This window comes from Peribacillus frigoritolerans, assembly GCF_040250305.1.
Classification (GTDB): domain Bacteria; phylum Bacillota; class Bacilli; order Bacillales; family DSM-1321; genus Peribacillus.
On the sequence record NZ_CP158190.1, the window covers coordinates 2,653,060 to 2,670,446 of the forward strand.

The window sequence follows — 17,387 nt, forward strand, 5'->3', positions numbered from 1 at the left end:
GATTTGGGAGGGCTTTTGTGAAAATTAAAATAACGGCTTGTCAATTTCGTGTAGAAAAGGTGTCAACTTTCAATGAATTTCAGGAACAAGTAGAAGACTTGATCAGCCAAGTTCCCGAAGACTCGGATTATATCATTTTTCCTGAACTGTTGACCATCGGGTTATCAGCGGCCTTTGGAGAACAGGATGCTTCGTCCGTTACCAGGATTGATGAATATACCAATCAATACAAAGATCTTTTCAAGTCACTTTCAAGAAAAAGAAAACAGGTCATCATTGCCGGCACGCATCTGGAACGACGCGGAAAAGAATACTTCAATATTGCATATATTTTTGATAAAGACGGATCAGTCGTAGAGCATAAAAAAACTCATATCTTTCCTGCTGAAGCGAATTGGCATACTTCTGAAGGTGATGAACTGAAAGTTTATTCCATCGGTCCGGTTAAGATAGGAATAGCGGTATGTTATGAAGCGGAGATACCTGAAATTTCAAGGATATTATCAGTGAACGGGGCCGATATCATTTTTTGCCCATCATACACATTTACAGAGGCTGGTTTTTGGCGAGTTCGCCATTGCGCTCATGCGCGTGCAATCGAGAATCAGGTATATTTTGTTCATTGCCCCACTGTTGGTGAACCAGGGTCACCCCTGCCGAACGGGTATGGGAGCGCCAGTATTCTTAGCCCCTGTGACAGCGCTTGGCCAGCAAATGGAATAATAGCCGAGGCGGTAATGAATGAACATACAATCATAACCGGTACAGTCGATATGGACGAGCTTTATGAGAATCGAAAAAGTGGTGCAGCAACCACTTTCAAGGATCGCAATCGCCGAAAAGAGTTGTATGCGAAATATAAGCCGTATGAAGGGCTGAAATGATCTGTTGGATCCCGAACCATAGTCCGAATAAAGTGCGAGGTAGGTCGAATAAATTCGTGAACGGCCGAATAAAGTGCGGGATAGGTCGAATAAATTCGTCAACGGTCGAATAAAGTGCGAGGTAGGTCGAATAAATTCATGACGGCCGAATAAAGTGCGGGGTAGGTCGAATTAATTCATGACGGCCGAATAAAGTGCGAGGTAGGTCGAATTAATTCATGACGGCCGAATAAAGTGCGGGGTAGGTCGAATAAATTCGTGAACGGCCGAATAAAGTGCGGGGTAGGTCGAATAAATTCATGAACGGCCGAATAAAGTGCGGGATAGGTCGAATTAATTCATGAACGGCCGAATAAAGTGCGGGGTAGGTCGAATTAATTCATGACGGCCGAATAAAGTGCGAGGTAGGTCGAATTAATTCATGAACGGCCGAATAAAGTGCGGGGTAGGTCGAATAAATTCATGAACGGTCGAATAAAGTGCGGGGTAGGTCGAAAAAGGACCCCTGAACATTAACAATACCTAGTATCTTTCGTGATTTTTCCCGTTAGATGGGCGTATTAGTTATAGAACTTATCTATTCTCTTGCCGAAGGAATCGAGAATTGACTTAATATACGAAATATATTGTCAAATGCTTGCTGTATATATTAAAATATATTTAACCATTTCATATTGTAATAATATAGATGTCACCCTATTTATACCTGTTATGATGTCTGTAATGGCAGGAGGCACAACAATCATGTTTGAACAGAATACAGTATATATAGTTGGCGAATCGAAGGCACCGTCCAATAATCCAATTACACAGCAATTCAACTGCTTTTTTATCGGGTTCGTCATTAATCGTGATACACATGAAATAGTGGATGCGGAATGCTCGACCACGATATCGATTACATCACGCTTCATTCAATCCATGTTAGTTGGTAAATCCATTCTTCGGCCCGATGAATTGGAGACAGAAATTGAGCAACGGTATTTTGGTTCATCTCAGAAAGCACTGACCGTCGCCCTAAGAAATGCCAGCATCAAATATCAGCAACTTTATAAGTTATAGCTGCTTCTTTTGTCAGTCGCAATTGAAATCCAGCTGTTAAAGAGTGTGTACGTGCTCTTTGGCAGCTGGATTTTTCTATTTAGCTCCATGCAATAGTTAATAGATGAGTGTGAATAAAATGGAAATTACCTTTTGTTATAAAATTTAAGGAGGTATGGAATATGATTCAAGATGGTGTGATGTTTGTCTGTTTTTTATTGGCATTTACTGCAGTGATTGCCGTAGCGGAAAAAAAGATAGGAGGAAAGTTCTTCAAGTATGTTCCTGGGATTGTCCTTATTTATATTGGAGCGGCTCTGATGAAAACATTCGGGGTCTTTTCAGATAGTGAGTCAGTTGAAAGTGCATATACCACCATACGGGGGCTCCTGCTGCCTGCCATGTTGATGCTTATGCTTTTGCAATGCGATATGCGGAAAATCATCAGGCTTGGACCAAAGATGCTGTTAACTTTTTTTGCGGCTTCATTCAGCATTATTGGAGGGTTCACTCTTACTTACGTTTTAATGAATGGCTTCTATGCGGAAGGAACTTGGAAGGCATTCTCGGCTTTAAGCGCAAGCTGGACAGGGGGCTCTGCCAATATGGTGATCTTGCAAGGCATACTCGATGTGCCGGAAAATATTTTTGGTTATGCGTTGATCATGGATACAGTCAATTATTCCATTTGGGTCATGTTCTTGTTTTGGCTGGTGCCTCTTGCTGGAAAATTCAATATTTGGACTAAAGCGGATACATCTTACATTGATCAAATGACTTCCGAGCTTGAAGCGGGGGAAACCGCCAAGACGGAATTTGGATTTGTGGAATTGATTGGTTTCTTGGCGCTGGCTTTAATTATTTCAGTAGGGGCAACCAAAATTGGGGAGAGACTGCCGGTACTCGGTGCCGCTGTGAATGGAACCACTTGGACGATCATCATCGCTTCGACCGTAGGATTAATTCTGGCTGTCACGAAGGTTGGACGTATTGCCGGTTCCATGGAAATTTCCAAAGTCATGCTTTATATCGTCATTGGTTTAATTGCTTCCCATGCCGATTTTTCACAGCTGTTTCAAGCACCTGTGTATATTATTTCCGGCTTTATGATTCTATTCTTTCATGGATTGATCATGGTCATTTTGGCCAAAATCTTTAAGTTGGATCTATTTACAATGGGAGTTGCTTCTTTGGCCAACATAGGGGGCGTGGCATCAGCCCCTATATTGGCAGGTGCATTCAACCGGGCGCTAATACCGGTCGGGATATTGATGGCAGTACTTGGCAGTCTTCTGGGCACCTATTTTGGAATTCTTACATCATATATACTCTCAAGCTTTTAAGGAAGGGTTGTTAATATGAAGATTGAAAGTTTACAAGTATCAGTGGATACCTTGCCACTTATCAAGCCATTCAAGACTGCATTACGCACCGCAATGGAAATTGAAAACATCATGGTTTCCGTAAAGTTGGAGGATGGAACGGAAGGCTTGGGGGCTGCAGCCCCTACGGTTGCCATCACAGGTGACTCTACAAAAGGAATCATGACGGTCATTGAGGAAGTGATCACACCACATCTAATTGGCCGTGACATCGAGAATATAAATGCATTGTCTCAACTGATCCAACAATCCTGTGTAGGTAACACAAGTGCAAAAGCTGCTGTTGAAATCGCTTTGTACGACGCAGTCAGCAAACGATGGCAGCTCCCTTTATATCAATATCTTGGCGGTAAATCGAATGTCCTTAAAAATGATATGACAATCAGCGTTGGTGAACCCGAAGAAATGGCAAAGGCGGCATTGTCTCTCATTGATTGCGGATTTACTACGATGAAGATAAAACTGGGGAAAGATTGGGAGAGTGATGTGGAGCGGGTTGCCTGCATTCGTGCTGCTGTTGGCAACCAGGTTATGATCAGGATTGATGCAAATCAAGGGTGGACAACAAAACAAGCGATTTCCATCATTCATGAACTCGAGGAAAGAAAGCTGAATGTTGATTTGGTGGAACAGCCCGTCAAAGCCCATGATATCGAAGGATTGAAAGAAATAAAGAGGTCTGTCCAAGTGCCGATCATGGCCGATGAAAGTTTGTTTTCCCCTCGTGACGCCATGAAACTCCTGAATGAACATGCTGTCGATCTCCTTAATATTAAATTAATGAAAACAGGTGGAATTAGACGTGCTCTCCAAATTGCCGATATGGCAGAAGCAGCCGGGGTGGAATGCATGATTGGGAGTATGATGGAATCATCCGTGAGTGTAGCGGCCGCGGCTCATCTGGCAACCGCCCATCCAAATATAACGAAGATTGATTTAGATGCCCCATTATGGATTAAGAATGAGCCATTTGAAGGTATTCAATTTATGAAAGATCAACTGCTAATTTCCGATAAACCTGGACTGGGAGTCAAGAGGAAATCCTCTTATACTCAATAAAAACAAATTTGAAAGGGTGATTATTTTGAAAAGGTTAACCGTTTTTGTGCTATCTTTATTTGCTATTGGTATTTTAGTATTCAGTCCCAATGAAGCTAGTTCAAGAGAGAAGCAGAGAAATGCCTATGTTGATGTAAGCGTGGCCACTCTTTGGACTGAGCCGGGATTATTAAGGGAAATCGATGCTCCTTCTGCATCGAATCCCGTTGATTTGAATGCATGGATCGGCTCGATGAAATATGAAGACAAGCTGTGGCTTGTAGGTAACCTGGAAACACAAGCTTTATATGGTTCTAAAGTGACGATTCTTGAAGGTCGGGGTGAATGGGTGAAAGTAGCCGTTGCCAATCAACCGACGCCCCGCAATGATATTGGTTATCCAGGATGGATGCCAAAGGCACAATTAAAAGACGGAAATTCTTTTGAGAAGCAATTTAAACGAGGATTCGCCCTTGTAAATGCCCCAAAGACTTGGCTTTATTCGGATTCGAAACTTCGGTCCGAATTCATGGAGGTCAGCTTCGATACCCGCCTCCCGTTATTGCAGGTGAAAAAAGATAAAGTGAAGGTGATGACACCGAGTAATGGAGCGAAATGGATAGAAAAGCAGGACGTATCAGTCTATCAAAATGACAATCAAATACCTGCTCCAACCGGAAAGGACATCGTTGAAACAGGAAAAGGATTTTTAGGGCTACCTTACCTATGGGCTGGAATGTCCGGTTTTGGATTTGACTGTTCTGGATTTACGTATACCATGTATCATGCTAATGGAATAACGATCCCAAGGGACTCTTCCGTTCAGGCGCAACATGGAAAAAAGGTGGAACAAGAAAATCTTCAACCAGGTGACTTACTATTTTTTGCCTATGATAAAGGGAAAGGAAGGGTCCATCATGTCGGAATGTATATTGGTGACGGCAAAATGATCCATTCGCCTAACAGCTCAACACATGTAAGGATAGATGAAATAAAAACATCGGGATACGGAGAGGAATATGCCGGAGCAAGAAGATATATCGATTGATGCTCAATAATATAAACTCCGATAAAAATAGTATCTGGTGGGTTATGGAAATAGATTATTGTTTTGATAGTAAAAGTTACAGGAGAATCCGAGGTGATGATTCTGACAATAATCGAAAAAAAGGAATTTTATTGATATAATAATTTTGGGGATTTAATTTGAAAAGGAGATTATTCAACCGCTTTTATTTATTTTCTAGCAGGTGGTTTAATTGGAGAATGTTTGATGATAAAGGTGGTTAAAAGAAAAGTTAACCATAAAAAACATCAGTAGGGGAAAATAATGATTGTCCCCACTGATGTTTCTAAATATAAGTTTTACTAAAAACTATTTTAATATAATATTTAAGTGGAAGAATTGTAACTTTTATTTGATGGTTTCAAAAAGACGTTCCAAATCCTTATCCATAATGAAAACTTCGATTCTTTCGCCTGTTTTAGTGCTAATATCACTGTGGGATGAAAGTACTTTACAACCGGTAAGATCTTCAACTATTTTTTCATAATCCTTAGTGTACATTTCACGAAGTAGTGAACGCATTTTTTTGACAAGTTTTTTGCCTGAATTGTGACTCACAAGGTGCTTTTCCTCTACAGTAAGGACACCCTTGAAACGGGTTATCAACATATCATTGATTATATATGTTTTAGTTTCCTGAGGTCCTCTTCCAATCAATTCACGCTGGAATTTAATGAATGCTTCGCTTATTTCAGCTTCGATCCTTTTCTTTGTAATTGACATAATGCCTCCAGTTAATCTGATGAATTTATGGGATTTATCATAATGCCACGTCGAAGTTCCTGTCAATAACTGTTTGTAAAACTTTAGAAAAAAGTGAAAAAGTTAGTAAATTGAAGAAATATAATATTCTTGCTGATAAATTGGGTGAATATCGTCTTAATTAATCAAATATGGAGGTTTTTAATGGTTTTTATTAGTTTACAAACCTTGAATGAGGAGCGTACAATAATCCTCATGAAAAACAATTAGATACCGGCCAAATCTCAAGTGATTGAGAACGGAGGACCCACTATTTTTGGGGTTAATTCTGCATTTGCAGAAGGGATGAGATACTCTTTCGCCATCCTACCCGTCAGCTAACTTCGTCGGCTAAAGCGAAGGAGGTCATAAGACCACCTTGATTCAGGAGGCTTTTTTGTTATGCTATAGCAAAATGGCAATCTGACATTTCCGTAGGTCTTTTTATTATGCCTATAATTGAAAAGGTTTCTTGGAAGACGGATCGTGGAGTAGGCGCTAATGCTTGCTGGGCGTTAAGTAGACCAATGATTACTTTTTCTCCAACAAAATGTTTGTTTCTGTATATCTTTCTTTTTCTGATGCGTCATGGTTCATGACGCTGTAGGAAGGAGATTGCATTTGTGCAGCGCTGCAAACTGGGGGAAAAGTAACATTGGTCTATTTTTTTTATGCCTTAAAGCACGTCTTTCTGAACAAAAAGAACAGTTTAATGAAACGTATCTTAAAGGAGGTGAAGGAGAAGGAGAAAATAGGCTTTATTATGCGGGAGGAGAGAAGAAAAAAATGGATAGTATAGCAATTTCATTAATGGCTATACCGTTAGTATTCTTTTTAGGATTCATTCATTTTTGTAATAAAGTCATTGCAAAGGGAGCGTAGGGAGATGTTCTTATTGATAATCGTCGGGGCGGTAACGTTGTATTTAATACATGCCCTCATATATCCGGAAAAATACTAAGGGTGACTTACGGAGGAGAAGTAAATGGAGCTATTGCAAATCGTTGTGGTATTGGCAATTGCGGTTGTATTGGCGATACCAATGGCTAAATATTTAACGGATGTTTATTCCCTTGAATTAACGAAACAAGATCGCGTGTTTGGAAGGATGGAAAGGTTTATCTTTAAGCTATCCGGCATTAAAACGGGAGATATGAAATGGCAGCAGTACGCCAAGGCACTGCTGATAAGTAATTTAGTGATGTTCATAATCTCTTATATTATCATTCGCTTCCAAGGGGAGTTACCTGGCAACCCCAGTAAGATTGACAACATGGAGCCATTGTTGGCACTGAATACAGCTGCAAGCTTTCTTACGAATACCAATTTACAGCATTATAGTGGAGAATCGGGACTTTCTTATTTATCTCAAATGGCAGTGATCATATTCTTGATGTTCACTACCCCGGCCACCGGCATTGCTTTATGTATGGCTTTTTTTAGGGGCTTAACAAGCCACCGGAGTCTAGGAAACTTCTATGTGGATGTAATCCGAACGATTACCCGGGTTCTGCTTCCCTTATCGATATTGATTGGTTTAGTCCTAGTATCCCAAGGCGTACCGCAAACATTTAGCCCAACGACAGTTGCGACAACATTGGAAGGAGACACCCAAAATATAGCAAGGGGACCTGTAGCGGCACTAGAATCCATAAAGCACATAGGCACAAATGGGGGAGGGTTCTTTGGGGTCAACTCAGCCCATCCATTTGAAAATCCTAATGGTTTCACGAATGTCTTGGAAATATTATCCATGTTTCTTATACCTTCTGCCCTTCCGTTGACTTTTGGATATATGGCGAGGAATAAGAAGCTAGGCTGGATCCTATTTTCGGCGATGGCATTCATGTTATTACTCTTCTTAAGCATTACGTATATTAATGAGAAAAATGGTAATCCAGCTTTGGAGCAAATTGGCCTCTCACAAACGGAGGGGAGCATGGAGGGGAAAGAGGTGCGCTTCGGGGTGGCTCAGAGTGCATTATTCACCAGTATAACTACAGCTGCAACTACAGGATCGGTAAATAATATGCATGATACCTTAACACCGCTGGGAAGTATAGCTCCACTTGCAATGATGATGGTGAACTGTGTATTTGGCGGCGATGGTGTGGGTACGGTCAATATTCTCATGTACTCAATATTGGCTGTATTTCTTGCCGGACTTATGGTGGGACGTACACCTGAGTTTTTGGGTAAGAAAATTGAAGGCCGGGAGATGAAGTTAATAGCTATAGCGATTCTGATCCACCCATTGATCATATTAGTTCCATCTGCCATCGCTTTAGCGACACAAATGGGTTCAGCAGCTATATCAAACCCGGGCTTTCATGGTATTACTCAAGTAGTTTATGAGTTTACCTCTTCAGCAGCAAATAATGGTTCGGGTTTTGAAGGATTAGGAGACAATACCCCTTTTTGGAATGTTTCCACTGGTTTAGTCATGTTATTCGGACGTTATTTTTCAATGATTGCCATGATTGCAGTCGCAGGATCATTACTGGTAAAGAAGCGTGTTCCTGAGACTATCGGAACATTCAAAACGGATAATGGTACGTTCTTTGTCATTCTTTTAGCTTCAGTTTTGATTATTGGAGCTTTGACTTTCTTTCCAATAATTGCACTTGGACCAGTTGCTGAGTGGCTTACGATAAGATAAATGTTGAAAAGGGGCATTTCAAATGAGCATAGAGCGAATAGCGAATGTAAATAAGAATATTGTTTACGAGGCTGGTAAAGATGCACTCAAAAAAATGAATCCAAGAGTTATGTCACGCAATCCAGTCATGTTTGTAGTGGAAGTGGGGTTTGCCATTACGCTTCTTCTATCAATATTTCCTGCGCTTCTTGGCGGAGTGTCTGATAGGGGGTATAACGTTGCAGTAACCATCATTTTATTCGTAACGATCATTTTTTCTAATTTCGCCGAAGCTCTAGCAGAGGGACGTGGAAAAGCACAAGCCAATAGTCTCAAAAAGACAAAGCAGGATGCTAAAGCTAGGTTGATTCAAAAAGATGGTTCCGTAATGATAGTCGATGCCTTGCAATTACGCAAAGGCGATATGGTTTTAGTGAAGGCAAACGATATAATACCGTCGGATGGAGAAATCATTGAAGGAGTGGCCGCTATCGATGAATCAGCGATCACGGGTGAATCGGCATCCGTAATAAAAGAACCTGGGGGAGATTTCAGTTCGGTAACAGGAGGTACAAAAGTCATCAGTGATTTTATCAAAGTTAAAGTCGGTGCAGACCCTGGTGAATCCTTCCTTGATCGCATGATCAATTTGGTCGAAGGAGCAAAAAGGCAAAAAACACCGAATGAAATCGCACTTGGTACATTACTGATTAGCTTAACCATCATCTTTTTACTTGTATGTACCACTCTGGTACCGATTGCGTCATATATTCAAGTTACCCTTCCAACCGCTACCCTGGTAGCTTTGCTGGTTTGCCTGATCCCCACAACAATCGGGGGCTTACTCTCGGCGATAGGAATAGCAGGTATGGATAGGGTAACTCAATTCAATGTAATTGCAAAGTCTGGAAAATCGGTGGAAGCCGCAGGTGATATCAATACGATCATCCTTGATAAAACAGGAACAATAACACATGGTAACCGGATGGCATCTGCCTTAATACCGGCTATCGGCATTAGTCAGGAAGAGCTTAACCAATATGCCGTATACGCATCTTTACATGATGAAACCCCTGAGGGCCGGTCTGTTTTGGAATTAGCCCAAAAAAATGGATTACCTGAAAAATGGCTGGATAAAAACGGTACGGAAGGTATTGAATTTACGGCGGAAACCAGAATGAGCGGAACGGACTTTCCTGACGGAAAAAGGATCAGAAAAGGTGCAGTTGATACGATAATGAAATATATAGTGCATCAGGGAGGGGAAGTGCCTTTCGGTTTGAAAGACACTTGTGATGAAGTGGCCAAAAAAGGCGGCACTCCATTGGTTGTCACAGAGGGAAGCCGTCTACTCGGCACAATATATTTGAAAGATACAGTGAAACCAGGCATGAAGGAACGTTTTGACGAATTAAGAAAAATGGGTATTAAAACCATAATGTGCACAGGAGATAACCCGTTAACAGCTGAAACAATCGCCAAAGAAGCAGGTGTCGATGATTTTATCGCCGAGGCTAAGCCAGAAGATAAAATCTCTGTCATCAAGCGGGAACAAGAGGATGGCAAGCTTGTTGCCATGACTGGAGACGGTACAAACGATGCGCCAGCATTGGCGCAGGCAGATGTGGGATTGGCGATGAATACAGGGACAAACGCGGCGAAGGAAGCCGCTAATATGGTGGATTTAGATTCAGATCCCACCAAAATCATTGAAGTGGTAGCCATTGGCAAACAGCTGCTCATGACCCGGGGGGCATTGACAACCTTTAGCATCGCTAATGATGTAGCTAAATATTTTGCGATAATCCCAGCCATGTTCATGCTGGCGATACCTCAAATGAAAGCCCTGAACATTATGGGATTGGCGACACCCCAAAGTTCCATATTATCAGCTTTAATATTTAACGCCATCATCATTCCATTGCTTATCCCTTTGGCAATGAAAGGTGTTAAATATCTTCCTATGAGCGCAACAAGATTATTGACCAGGAATTTGTTCTTGTATGGATTAGGAGGAGTGTTAGTCCCCTTCTTGGGAATTAAATTAATTGATTTGCTTCTTGTTGTCTTAAAAGTGGCTTGAAAATATAAATTATGGGTGGGTGGAAATCCATGTTGAAAAATATCAGATTGGTTTTGGTGCTTCTAATCATTTGTGGGATGGCATATCCGATTTTGATGACGGGAATGGCACAGTTGATGATGCCCGCAAAAGCAGAGGGCAGTTTAATTAAAAATGAATCTGGTGAATGGATCGGTTCGGAAATGATCGGTCAATCTTTTGAAGATCCTGGGTATTTTCATGGCCGTGTTTCTTCTATTGAGTATGATGCGGCTGGTTCAGGTACGCCGAACTTTGCTTCTTCAAATGAGGAATTCATAAATCGGACAAAAAAAGACATTTCAAAGTTTTTAAAAGAAAACCCTGCTATCGATAAGGCGGATATACCATCTGACTTAATGACGAATTCGGGTTCAGGACTTGATCCCAATATTTCCCCTAATGGTGCGAAGGTACAGGTTCCTCGTATTGCTCTCGAAAGGGGATTATCTGAAAAAACAGTATACCTTCTAGTGGAAAAACATACGAGCAGCCGATCACTCGGAATTTTTGGTGAACCCCGAATTAATGTTTTGGAGTTGAATATCGCATTGGATGAATTGAAATAACTATGTTCTGGAGAGTTTAGTAGACTCTCCTTTTAATATAATAATTGGAGGGCTAATATGTCGGAACAATTTCGAAGGAAAACACCAGATGAAATTCTAGAGTCGATTTCCAATATCAAAAGGGGAAGGCTCAAAATTATACTTGGTGCGGTAAGCGGTTCAGGCAAGACCTACCATATGCTGCTTGAAGGAAATGAATTAAAGAAACGTGGGATTGATGTAGTTGTCGGTGTGGTCAACAAGTTCTGTAGTCCTGGAACACTTAAACAATTAGGCAGTCTTGAACTTATTCCCACTATAGAATGGGAGCAAAATGGACACATAGAACAGGATATTGATTTAGATAAGATTTATAAACGGAATCCCGAAGTTGTTTTAATTGATCGATTGGCACATGAAAACCATATAAATGCAAAAAACGCCACCCGTTTGGATGATGTTAAGGAACTGATTAATCATGAAATCAGTGTCATTACGACCATAAATATTTATGAGTTGAAAGGAGTGAAGAAAGTCGCAGAGCAATTACTGAATCTTTCACTTCACGTAGAGTTTACGCTTCCAGAAGATACATTGACAAATGCTGATGAAGTACGTTTATTGGACGTCACACCTGAAGCCATATTAAAACGTCTGCAAAAAGGGGAAATAAGTGAAAAAGACGAAGGTCCATTACAGTTTTACAACAATGGTAATCTAGCCACTCTTAGGGAATTGTCACTTCGGTTTTTAGCGGAAGAAGTGAAAGAGGACCTGATTGAACAAAGGGAACAAGAAGGGCTATTGGGGCCTTCTGGTGCTACGGAACGAATATTGGTCTGTGTACAATATCATTGGAATGGCTCCATATTAATAAGAAGAGGAGATCAAATTGCCAAGCGGTTGGGCGGTGAATTTTTAATCGCCAGCTTTATCCCACTATCAAAAAAACTATCAAAAGAGGAAGAAATCTTTAAAAGCTCCATGCAAAAACTGGTCAATAAATTAAATGGGAGTTTTTTTGAGATTACAATGACTGGAGACGAAATAGCAGAAGAAATAGTCGGATTTTCCATGCAGCATCAAATAACACGAATTATCTTGGGTCAATCAAAAAAGCCAGTGTGGGAAGAAGTGGTCAACGGTTCAATAGTCAATAAAATAATGAGAAAGTCAAAAAGCATCGATGTATATATTATGGCAGACCGTGTAAAAGCATTTGGCGAGAGGATCATCCCCGCAATCAAGACGGAAAAAAAGAAGAAAAATCCTTATCGCAGACTCTCCCCTAATGAAATGCACGATAAAGTGGAACGGGTGAAAAAAGGGACATTTAAGATTTATCTCGGAGCTGCTCCTGGTGTTGGTAAAACCTATACAATGCTAAGGGAAGCAAATCAATTGAAGGAAAACGAAATTGATGTAGTGATTGGACTATTGGAGACCCACGGTCGAAAAGAGACAATTGCCCAAGTGGGAAATTTGGAAATCCTGCCTAAAAAACTAAGTCGATATAAAAACGTATTATTGGAGGAAATGGATCTAGATACCATTATCATTCGGAATCCTGAAGTGGTCTTAATAGATGAATTAGCACATACGAACGTACCGGGTAACAAAAATCAAAAAAGATATCAAGATGTAATGACCATTTTGGACGCTGGAATATCGGTTATTTCCACGATGAATATTCAACATATAGAAAGCTTGAAAGATAGTGTAAAGCAAATTACAGGTGTTTCTGTAAGAGAAACAGTACCTGACAACATTCTCCAATTATCGGATGAACTTGAGTTGATCGATATTTCACCAAATGCGCTTAGAAAAAGGATGGAGGAAGGTAATATATATGCCATGGATAAAGTGGAACAGTCCCTTGGCCATTTCTTCAAGACAAAGAATCTTATAGCGTTGAGAGAACTTGCGCTCCGTGAATTGGCGGATGATGTGGATGACAGATTAGAATCAATGAAACGTAAGGAAGGAGTAAGGGGGCCATGGAGAAAAGATGAAGTGATATTTGTCTGTGTCAATCTTAGAGAGGATTCTGATCGTTTAATCAGAAGGGGGTTCCGTATAGCCTACCGACTTAAAGCGGAGTGGTATGTTATTTTCGTCAAACATCAATATGAAATGCAATCTGATGAAAAGTTGATACTTGATAAACTGGTAAGCCTTACACATCGCTTAGGAGGCATTTTTGAAATATATACAACCAGGGATAGACGATCTGTGTTCAAGGAGATCAAGAAACAATTACAGACAAAAAAAGCAACACAAGTCATTTTAGGACAATCAGCAAGAACGAGATGGCAAGAAATTATGGGTGGATCTATTGTAGCTCGTCTTCTACGAGAAGTCAGACATCTTGATGTTTTGATCGTAGCTGATTAATTCATTTATCAGGCAGCAATTTTTTGCGGGAGTTTATTTACCTGTAGTTACAAGGAAAAATATGGTATAATTATTTACGGATATTTCTTAATATTATAAAAGTAAGGGGTTGCCAATGATGATCACTTTTCCAAAACCTGATGTTGAGCAATTTTTACGAACTTTTTCCATTGCTGATTTTGCCGTAAGTCCAGATGAAAAACATCTGGTTTTCAGCACCAATTTGAGCGGCAAGTATAATTTATGGGGAATGGATTTGCCAAACTCCTTTCCTTATCCGCTTACAACCATTGATCAAAGCTGCCAAGCACTGATATATGATAAGAAAAGCCGGTTCATAATTGCTGGATTCGACCAAGACGGTAATGAAAATACCCAGTTTTACGGTGTTCCTTTGAATGGCGGGACAATGAAGGAAATCGTTCATCATGAAAATACACGTAATTTCATGCCGAAATTATCCAATGACAGTAAAAAGCTTTATTACACGACATCCAGAGGAAATGCTTCCTTTCTAAATGCCTATTGTTTAGATTTAGAATCAGGACAGGAAAAGCTGGTATTGGAGGGGAAGGATGCAGCGACCTATTTATTTGGCTTCAGCCCTGATGAAGAAACCTTACTTTACTATAAACACTTTTCCAATACAAATACGCTTCTATATGCAAAACAAGGGAACGAAGATATCCTGCTCACTCCGCCCACTGAGAAACAGCATACAGTGAATGATGGTGTTTTTGTTTCGGATTCGATGATATATTTATTGACTGATTATGATTCGGACTTTACCTATTTGGCTTCATACAACCTTGAAACAAACAAATTCTGTAAAGTTAAAGAATTGGAGAATGAGAGTTTTACTGCCATTAATTATAGTAAAGAGAATCAACTTTTATATATAACCAGTCAAAAGGGTGTAGAGGATCAATTATATGAATTCAATCTGCAAAATGAAAATTGGAGAAACATCCCCGTACCATGCAGCGTCATTAATAAGCTTGAGGTTGCTGCATCAGGCACGCTTTACTTATTTGGCATGGGCGCAACAAAGCCTCATAATATCTATAAAAATACAGGTGATGAGTGGGTATCATTAACTAAATATACTGTTCCTGGCGTCGATTCTGATGAATTGGTTGAACCCGACATCATTACATACACTTCCTTTGATGGCCTGGAGATCGAGTCGTTATTTTTCAGGGCAAAAAAGGAAAATGACAATGGTGAAGTCATTTTTTGGCCTCATGGAGGACCTCAAGCGGCAGAACGGAAGTCCTTCAGAGCTTCATTTCAATTTTTCCTGAATCACGGTTACAGTATTTTTGCGCCAAACTTCCGCGGTTCTACTGGTTATGGCTTGGAATTCACGAAAATGGTAGAGGGAGATTGGGGAAATGGGCCACGACTTGATAATGTAGCCGGCCTTGATTGGCTAATAGACCAAGGATATGCACAAAAAGGTAATATCTTATTGATGGGCGGAAGCTTCGGAGGGTATATGGCACTTCTGCTGCACGGACGACATGCAGATTATTTTAAGGCAGTTGTCGATATTTTCGGTCCATCCAACCTCTTCTCATTTATCAATTCCGTTCCAGAAGACTGGAAGCCAATCATGGATCAGTGGGTAGGAAATCCGGAAAAAGATAAAGAAAAACTAATCGAGTATTCACCTATCACCTATTTAGAATCGATGATAAAGCCAATGCTTGTCATTCAAGGAGCAAACGATCCCCGTGTCGTCAAAGAGGAATCAGATCAAATCGTTCAAGCCTTGAAGGATAAAGGAAGAGATGTCGATTATATGCTTCTAGAAGATGAAGGACATGGATTTTCCAAAAAAGAAAATGAAATTGCCGTCTACCAAAAAATACTTTCATTCTTAAAGCGATTCACAGCAGTAACAGAGAAGGTATAATCAAGCATCTATATACTTCATTTATTTAAATTAGAAACCCTGCAACTCACGTTCAAAGTGATGAAGCAGGGTTTTTCTTGTTGTAAAACTGGATGTTTATTTTGTTCAGCGGTTTGGGGTGTATGTAAATAGGGGATTTAAAATTCAGAATTCCCCATTTTTAGAATAACACTCTCCCAGTCCAGCTTTCTGTGAAAGTAGATTACAAAAAGAAATTGCATCATTCCAAGAAATATTCACAACAGGTTTTAGATTCCGATCAAAAAAATTAGGTGATTTATTTGTAATGGCATAGTAGAAATCCACAGTAACAGGATAACGGGCAAGTAGGAACGGTCTTATTTCAGCTTTCCATTCGCTTTTAATTCTATCGTCCCTTAATTCTATTTCTCCTCCTGGAATTTTCTCCATTGGATAGTCAATGTAACTTATTAATTCTTTTGACAATCTACCTGCCTCCTACCGACTTTAATTTGAAAATTTCACTACTTTCAGAACGATTAAATCAATATAAATATAAGGTTGGTTTAAATTTGTATTAAGCAACTCCAATACCACATTAATTTGTTGGTGTGAGAGCAATCTGCTGGTATAGGATCAAGTTAAGGCTTCATTACTCCTTATATAATTTATATTAATATGTTTGTAGGTTTAGGAATATTATAAGTGAGTTTCTTATACTTTAAATTATGGGGGAGAGAAAATGAACGAGTTTTTGGAGAAAACAGCAAGATTCGAGCATCGGTTTTGGCTGCAAATCTTAGGAGACCATGCGAGGTTCATCCATGAGTCTTTAGCTCCAGTTGAAGTGGAAAACATTGAAATTGCCTCTGAATTCATTCAAGTTTTTGATGCTCTCCTTGGTAAAGCCAATTCGGAAGAGATTTCGCAACTTACTGCCATCGCAGAAGAAGAGACATTAAGATTTAGGGAGTTTAAGTTAAGCCTGATTAAAGAACATCTGGTAGGTAAAATAAAAATACATCTTTCACCCTCATTCCTTAATCATATGGTGAACGAATTAGAAGAATATTTAAGATTATTGAAATACTTCAATTCAGATCAAATGCCGCCGGTTTTTCATGAACTTCATCATCATTTAGTTTGGCTGTTAGATGCAGCAGGACATGCAGGTGCAATATCATCCAATATGGATGAAGTTGAAAAAAGATTAAAAGAGAAAAGTGACCAATATAAAAAACATTTTAATGATTTTTATTTTAAAGCTGTTGAAATGGCTGGATTTTTACGAACCAATCTGTCAACATTCCCAGCATTGGAAAAAATGAATGCGGACGTCACATTGGAAATTAAATTCTTCCAGCACTTCCTGCTTGAATTGGAGGAGCTTGACCTTAGTGCGCAGGCTCTTGGAACGCTTTCGCCATTAATGGCAGATCATATGTGGCGTGAAGAATGTTATTATTTAACGAAACTCGCTGAATCGACAGACACGGAAAAGCCAAACTGCGATCCAGCGAAACCGAGGCTAGTTGATTAGAAAGTACACATGGAGCCCTTTATATTAAAGGGGCTCTAGATCTGTTGCATTTTAACCCTAAAATCAGTAGGTTATGTATAACTCTTCGAACCAAGCGATTGGACATTAAGTCTTTTTGAGCTTTTCCATATAGGA

Annotated in this window: 13 protein-coding genes, 1 pseudogene and 1 riboswitch; of the genes and pseudogenes, 12 read left to right on the top strand and 2 right to left on the bottom strand. The window is 40.0% G+C overall.

Annotated features, from left to right (window positions below):
- The first annotated feature begins 17 nt into the window (after nucleotides 1–17).
- From ABOA58_RS13075 to ABOA58_RS13095, 5 genes are all read left to right on the top strand, one after another.
- Complete coding sequence (locus tag ABOA58_RS13075) at nucleotides 18–884, top strand: carbon-nitrogen hydrolase family protein (RefSeq protein WP_350302641.1); 867 nt, start codon at nucleotides 18–20, stop codon at nucleotides 882–884.
- Between the two features lie 744 nt (nucleotides 885–1,628).
- Nucleotides 1,629–1,946, top strand: a complete 318-nt coding sequence (locus ABOA58_RS13080; RefSeq protein ID WP_350302642.1) for a DUF3870 domain-containing protein — start codon at nucleotides 1,629–1,631, stop codon at nucleotides 1,944–1,946.
- Nucleotides 1,947–2,107: 161 nt separating this feature from the next.
- Nucleotides 2,108–3,268, top strand: a complete 1,161-nt coding sequence (locus tag ABOA58_RS13085; RefSeq protein ID WP_350302643.1) for a DUF819 domain-containing protein — start codon at nucleotides 2,108–2,110, stop codon at nucleotides 3,266–3,268.
- A 15-nt stretch (nucleotides 3,269–3,283) separates the two neighbouring features.
- Nucleotides 3,284–4,366 (top strand): dipeptide epimerase, encoded by a 1,083-nt coding sequence (locus ABOA58_RS13090; RefSeq protein WP_350302644.1) that lies wholly within the window; start codon nucleotides 3,284–3,286, stop codon nucleotides 4,364–4,366.
- Between the two features lie 25 nt (nucleotides 4,367–4,391).
- Nucleotides 4,392–5,393, top strand: coding sequence for an NlpC/P60 family protein (locus tag ABOA58_RS13095; protein ID WP_413017729.1), 1,002 nt, complete (start codon nucleotides 4,392–4,394; stop codon nucleotides 5,391–5,393).
- Between the two features lie 366 nt (nucleotides 5,394–5,759).
- Here ABOA58_RS13095 and ABOA58_RS13100 read toward each other — a convergent pair whose 3' ends face one another.
- The gene (locus tag ABOA58_RS13100; RefSeq protein WP_350302645.1) at nucleotides 5,760–6,134 is read right to left on the bottom strand and encodes a DUF2294 domain-containing protein; all 375 of its coding nucleotides are present in this window, start codon (nucleotides 6,132–6,134) and stop codon (nucleotides 5,760–5,762) included.
- Nucleotides 6,135–6,378: 244 nt separating this feature from the next.
- Nucleotides 6,379–6,520, top strand: a riboswitch (cyclic di-AMP (ydaO/yuaA leader).
- A gap of 220 nt (nucleotides 6,521–6,740) precedes the next feature.
- On the opposite strand from ABOA58_RS13100, the gene ABOA58_RS13105 reads away from it, so the two are divergent.
- The 6 genes from ABOA58_RS13105 (at nucleotide 6,741) to ABOA58_RS13135 (ending at nucleotide 15,751) form a co-directional block, all read left to right on the top strand.
- Nucleotides 6,741–7,034 (top strand): hypothetical protein, encoded by a 294-nt coding sequence (locus ABOA58_RS13105; protein WP_350302646.1) that lies wholly within the window; start codon nucleotides 6,741–6,743, stop codon nucleotides 7,032–7,034.
- Between the two features lie 103 nt (nucleotides 7,035–7,137).
- On the top strand, nucleotides 7,138–8,811 hold the full coding sequence (kdpA, locus tag ABOA58_RS13115) for a potassium-transporting ATPase subunit KdpA (protein ID WP_350302647.1): 1,674 nt from the start codon (nucleotides 7,138–7,140) through the stop codon (nucleotides 8,809–8,811).
- 22 nt (nucleotides 8,812–8,833) lie between these two features.
- Nucleotides 8,834–10,873: a potassium-transporting ATPase subunit KdpB gene (gene kdpB, locus ABOA58_RS13120; RefSeq protein WP_350302648.1), complete on the top strand. Its 2,040-nt coding sequence runs from the start codon at nucleotides 8,834–8,836 to the stop codon at nucleotides 10,871–10,873.
- Nucleotides 10,874–10,902: 29 nt separating this feature from the next.
- Nucleotides 10,903–11,460 carry a potassium-transporting ATPase subunit KdpC gene (gene kdpC / locus ABOA58_RS13125; protein ID WP_350302649.1) on the top strand — a complete coding sequence of 186 codons (558 nt, stop codon included), beginning with the start codon at nucleotides 10,903–10,905 and terminating at the stop codon, nucleotides 11,458–11,460.
- 57 nt (nucleotides 11,461–11,517) lie between these two features.
- Entirely contained in the window at nucleotides 11,518–13,833 is a 2,316-nt protein-coding gene (locus ABOA58_RS13130; RefSeq protein WP_350302650.1) for a histidine kinase, read from the top strand.
- A gap of 118 nt (nucleotides 13,834–13,951) precedes the next feature.
- Entirely contained in the window at nucleotides 13,952–15,751 is a 1,800-nt protein-coding gene (locus tag ABOA58_RS13135) for a S9 family peptidase (protein WP_350302870.1), read from the top strand.
- Nucleotides 15,752–15,913: 162 nt separating this feature from the next.
- On the opposite strand, the pseudogene ABOA58_RS13140 reads toward ABOA58_RS13135, so the two are convergent.
- Nucleotides 15,914–16,162: pseudogene (locus tag ABOA58_RS13140) on the bottom strand (formylglycine-generating enzyme family protein); the annotation flags it as partial.
- A gap of 292 nt (nucleotides 16,163–16,454) precedes the next feature.
- On the opposite strand from ABOA58_RS13140, the gene ABOA58_RS13145 reads away from it, so the two are divergent.
- Entirely contained in the window at nucleotides 16,455–17,252 is a 798-nt protein-coding gene (locus ABOA58_RS13145; protein WP_350302651.1) for a DUF2935 domain-containing protein, read from the top strand.
- Nucleotides 17,253–17,387 lie beyond the last annotated feature (135 nt).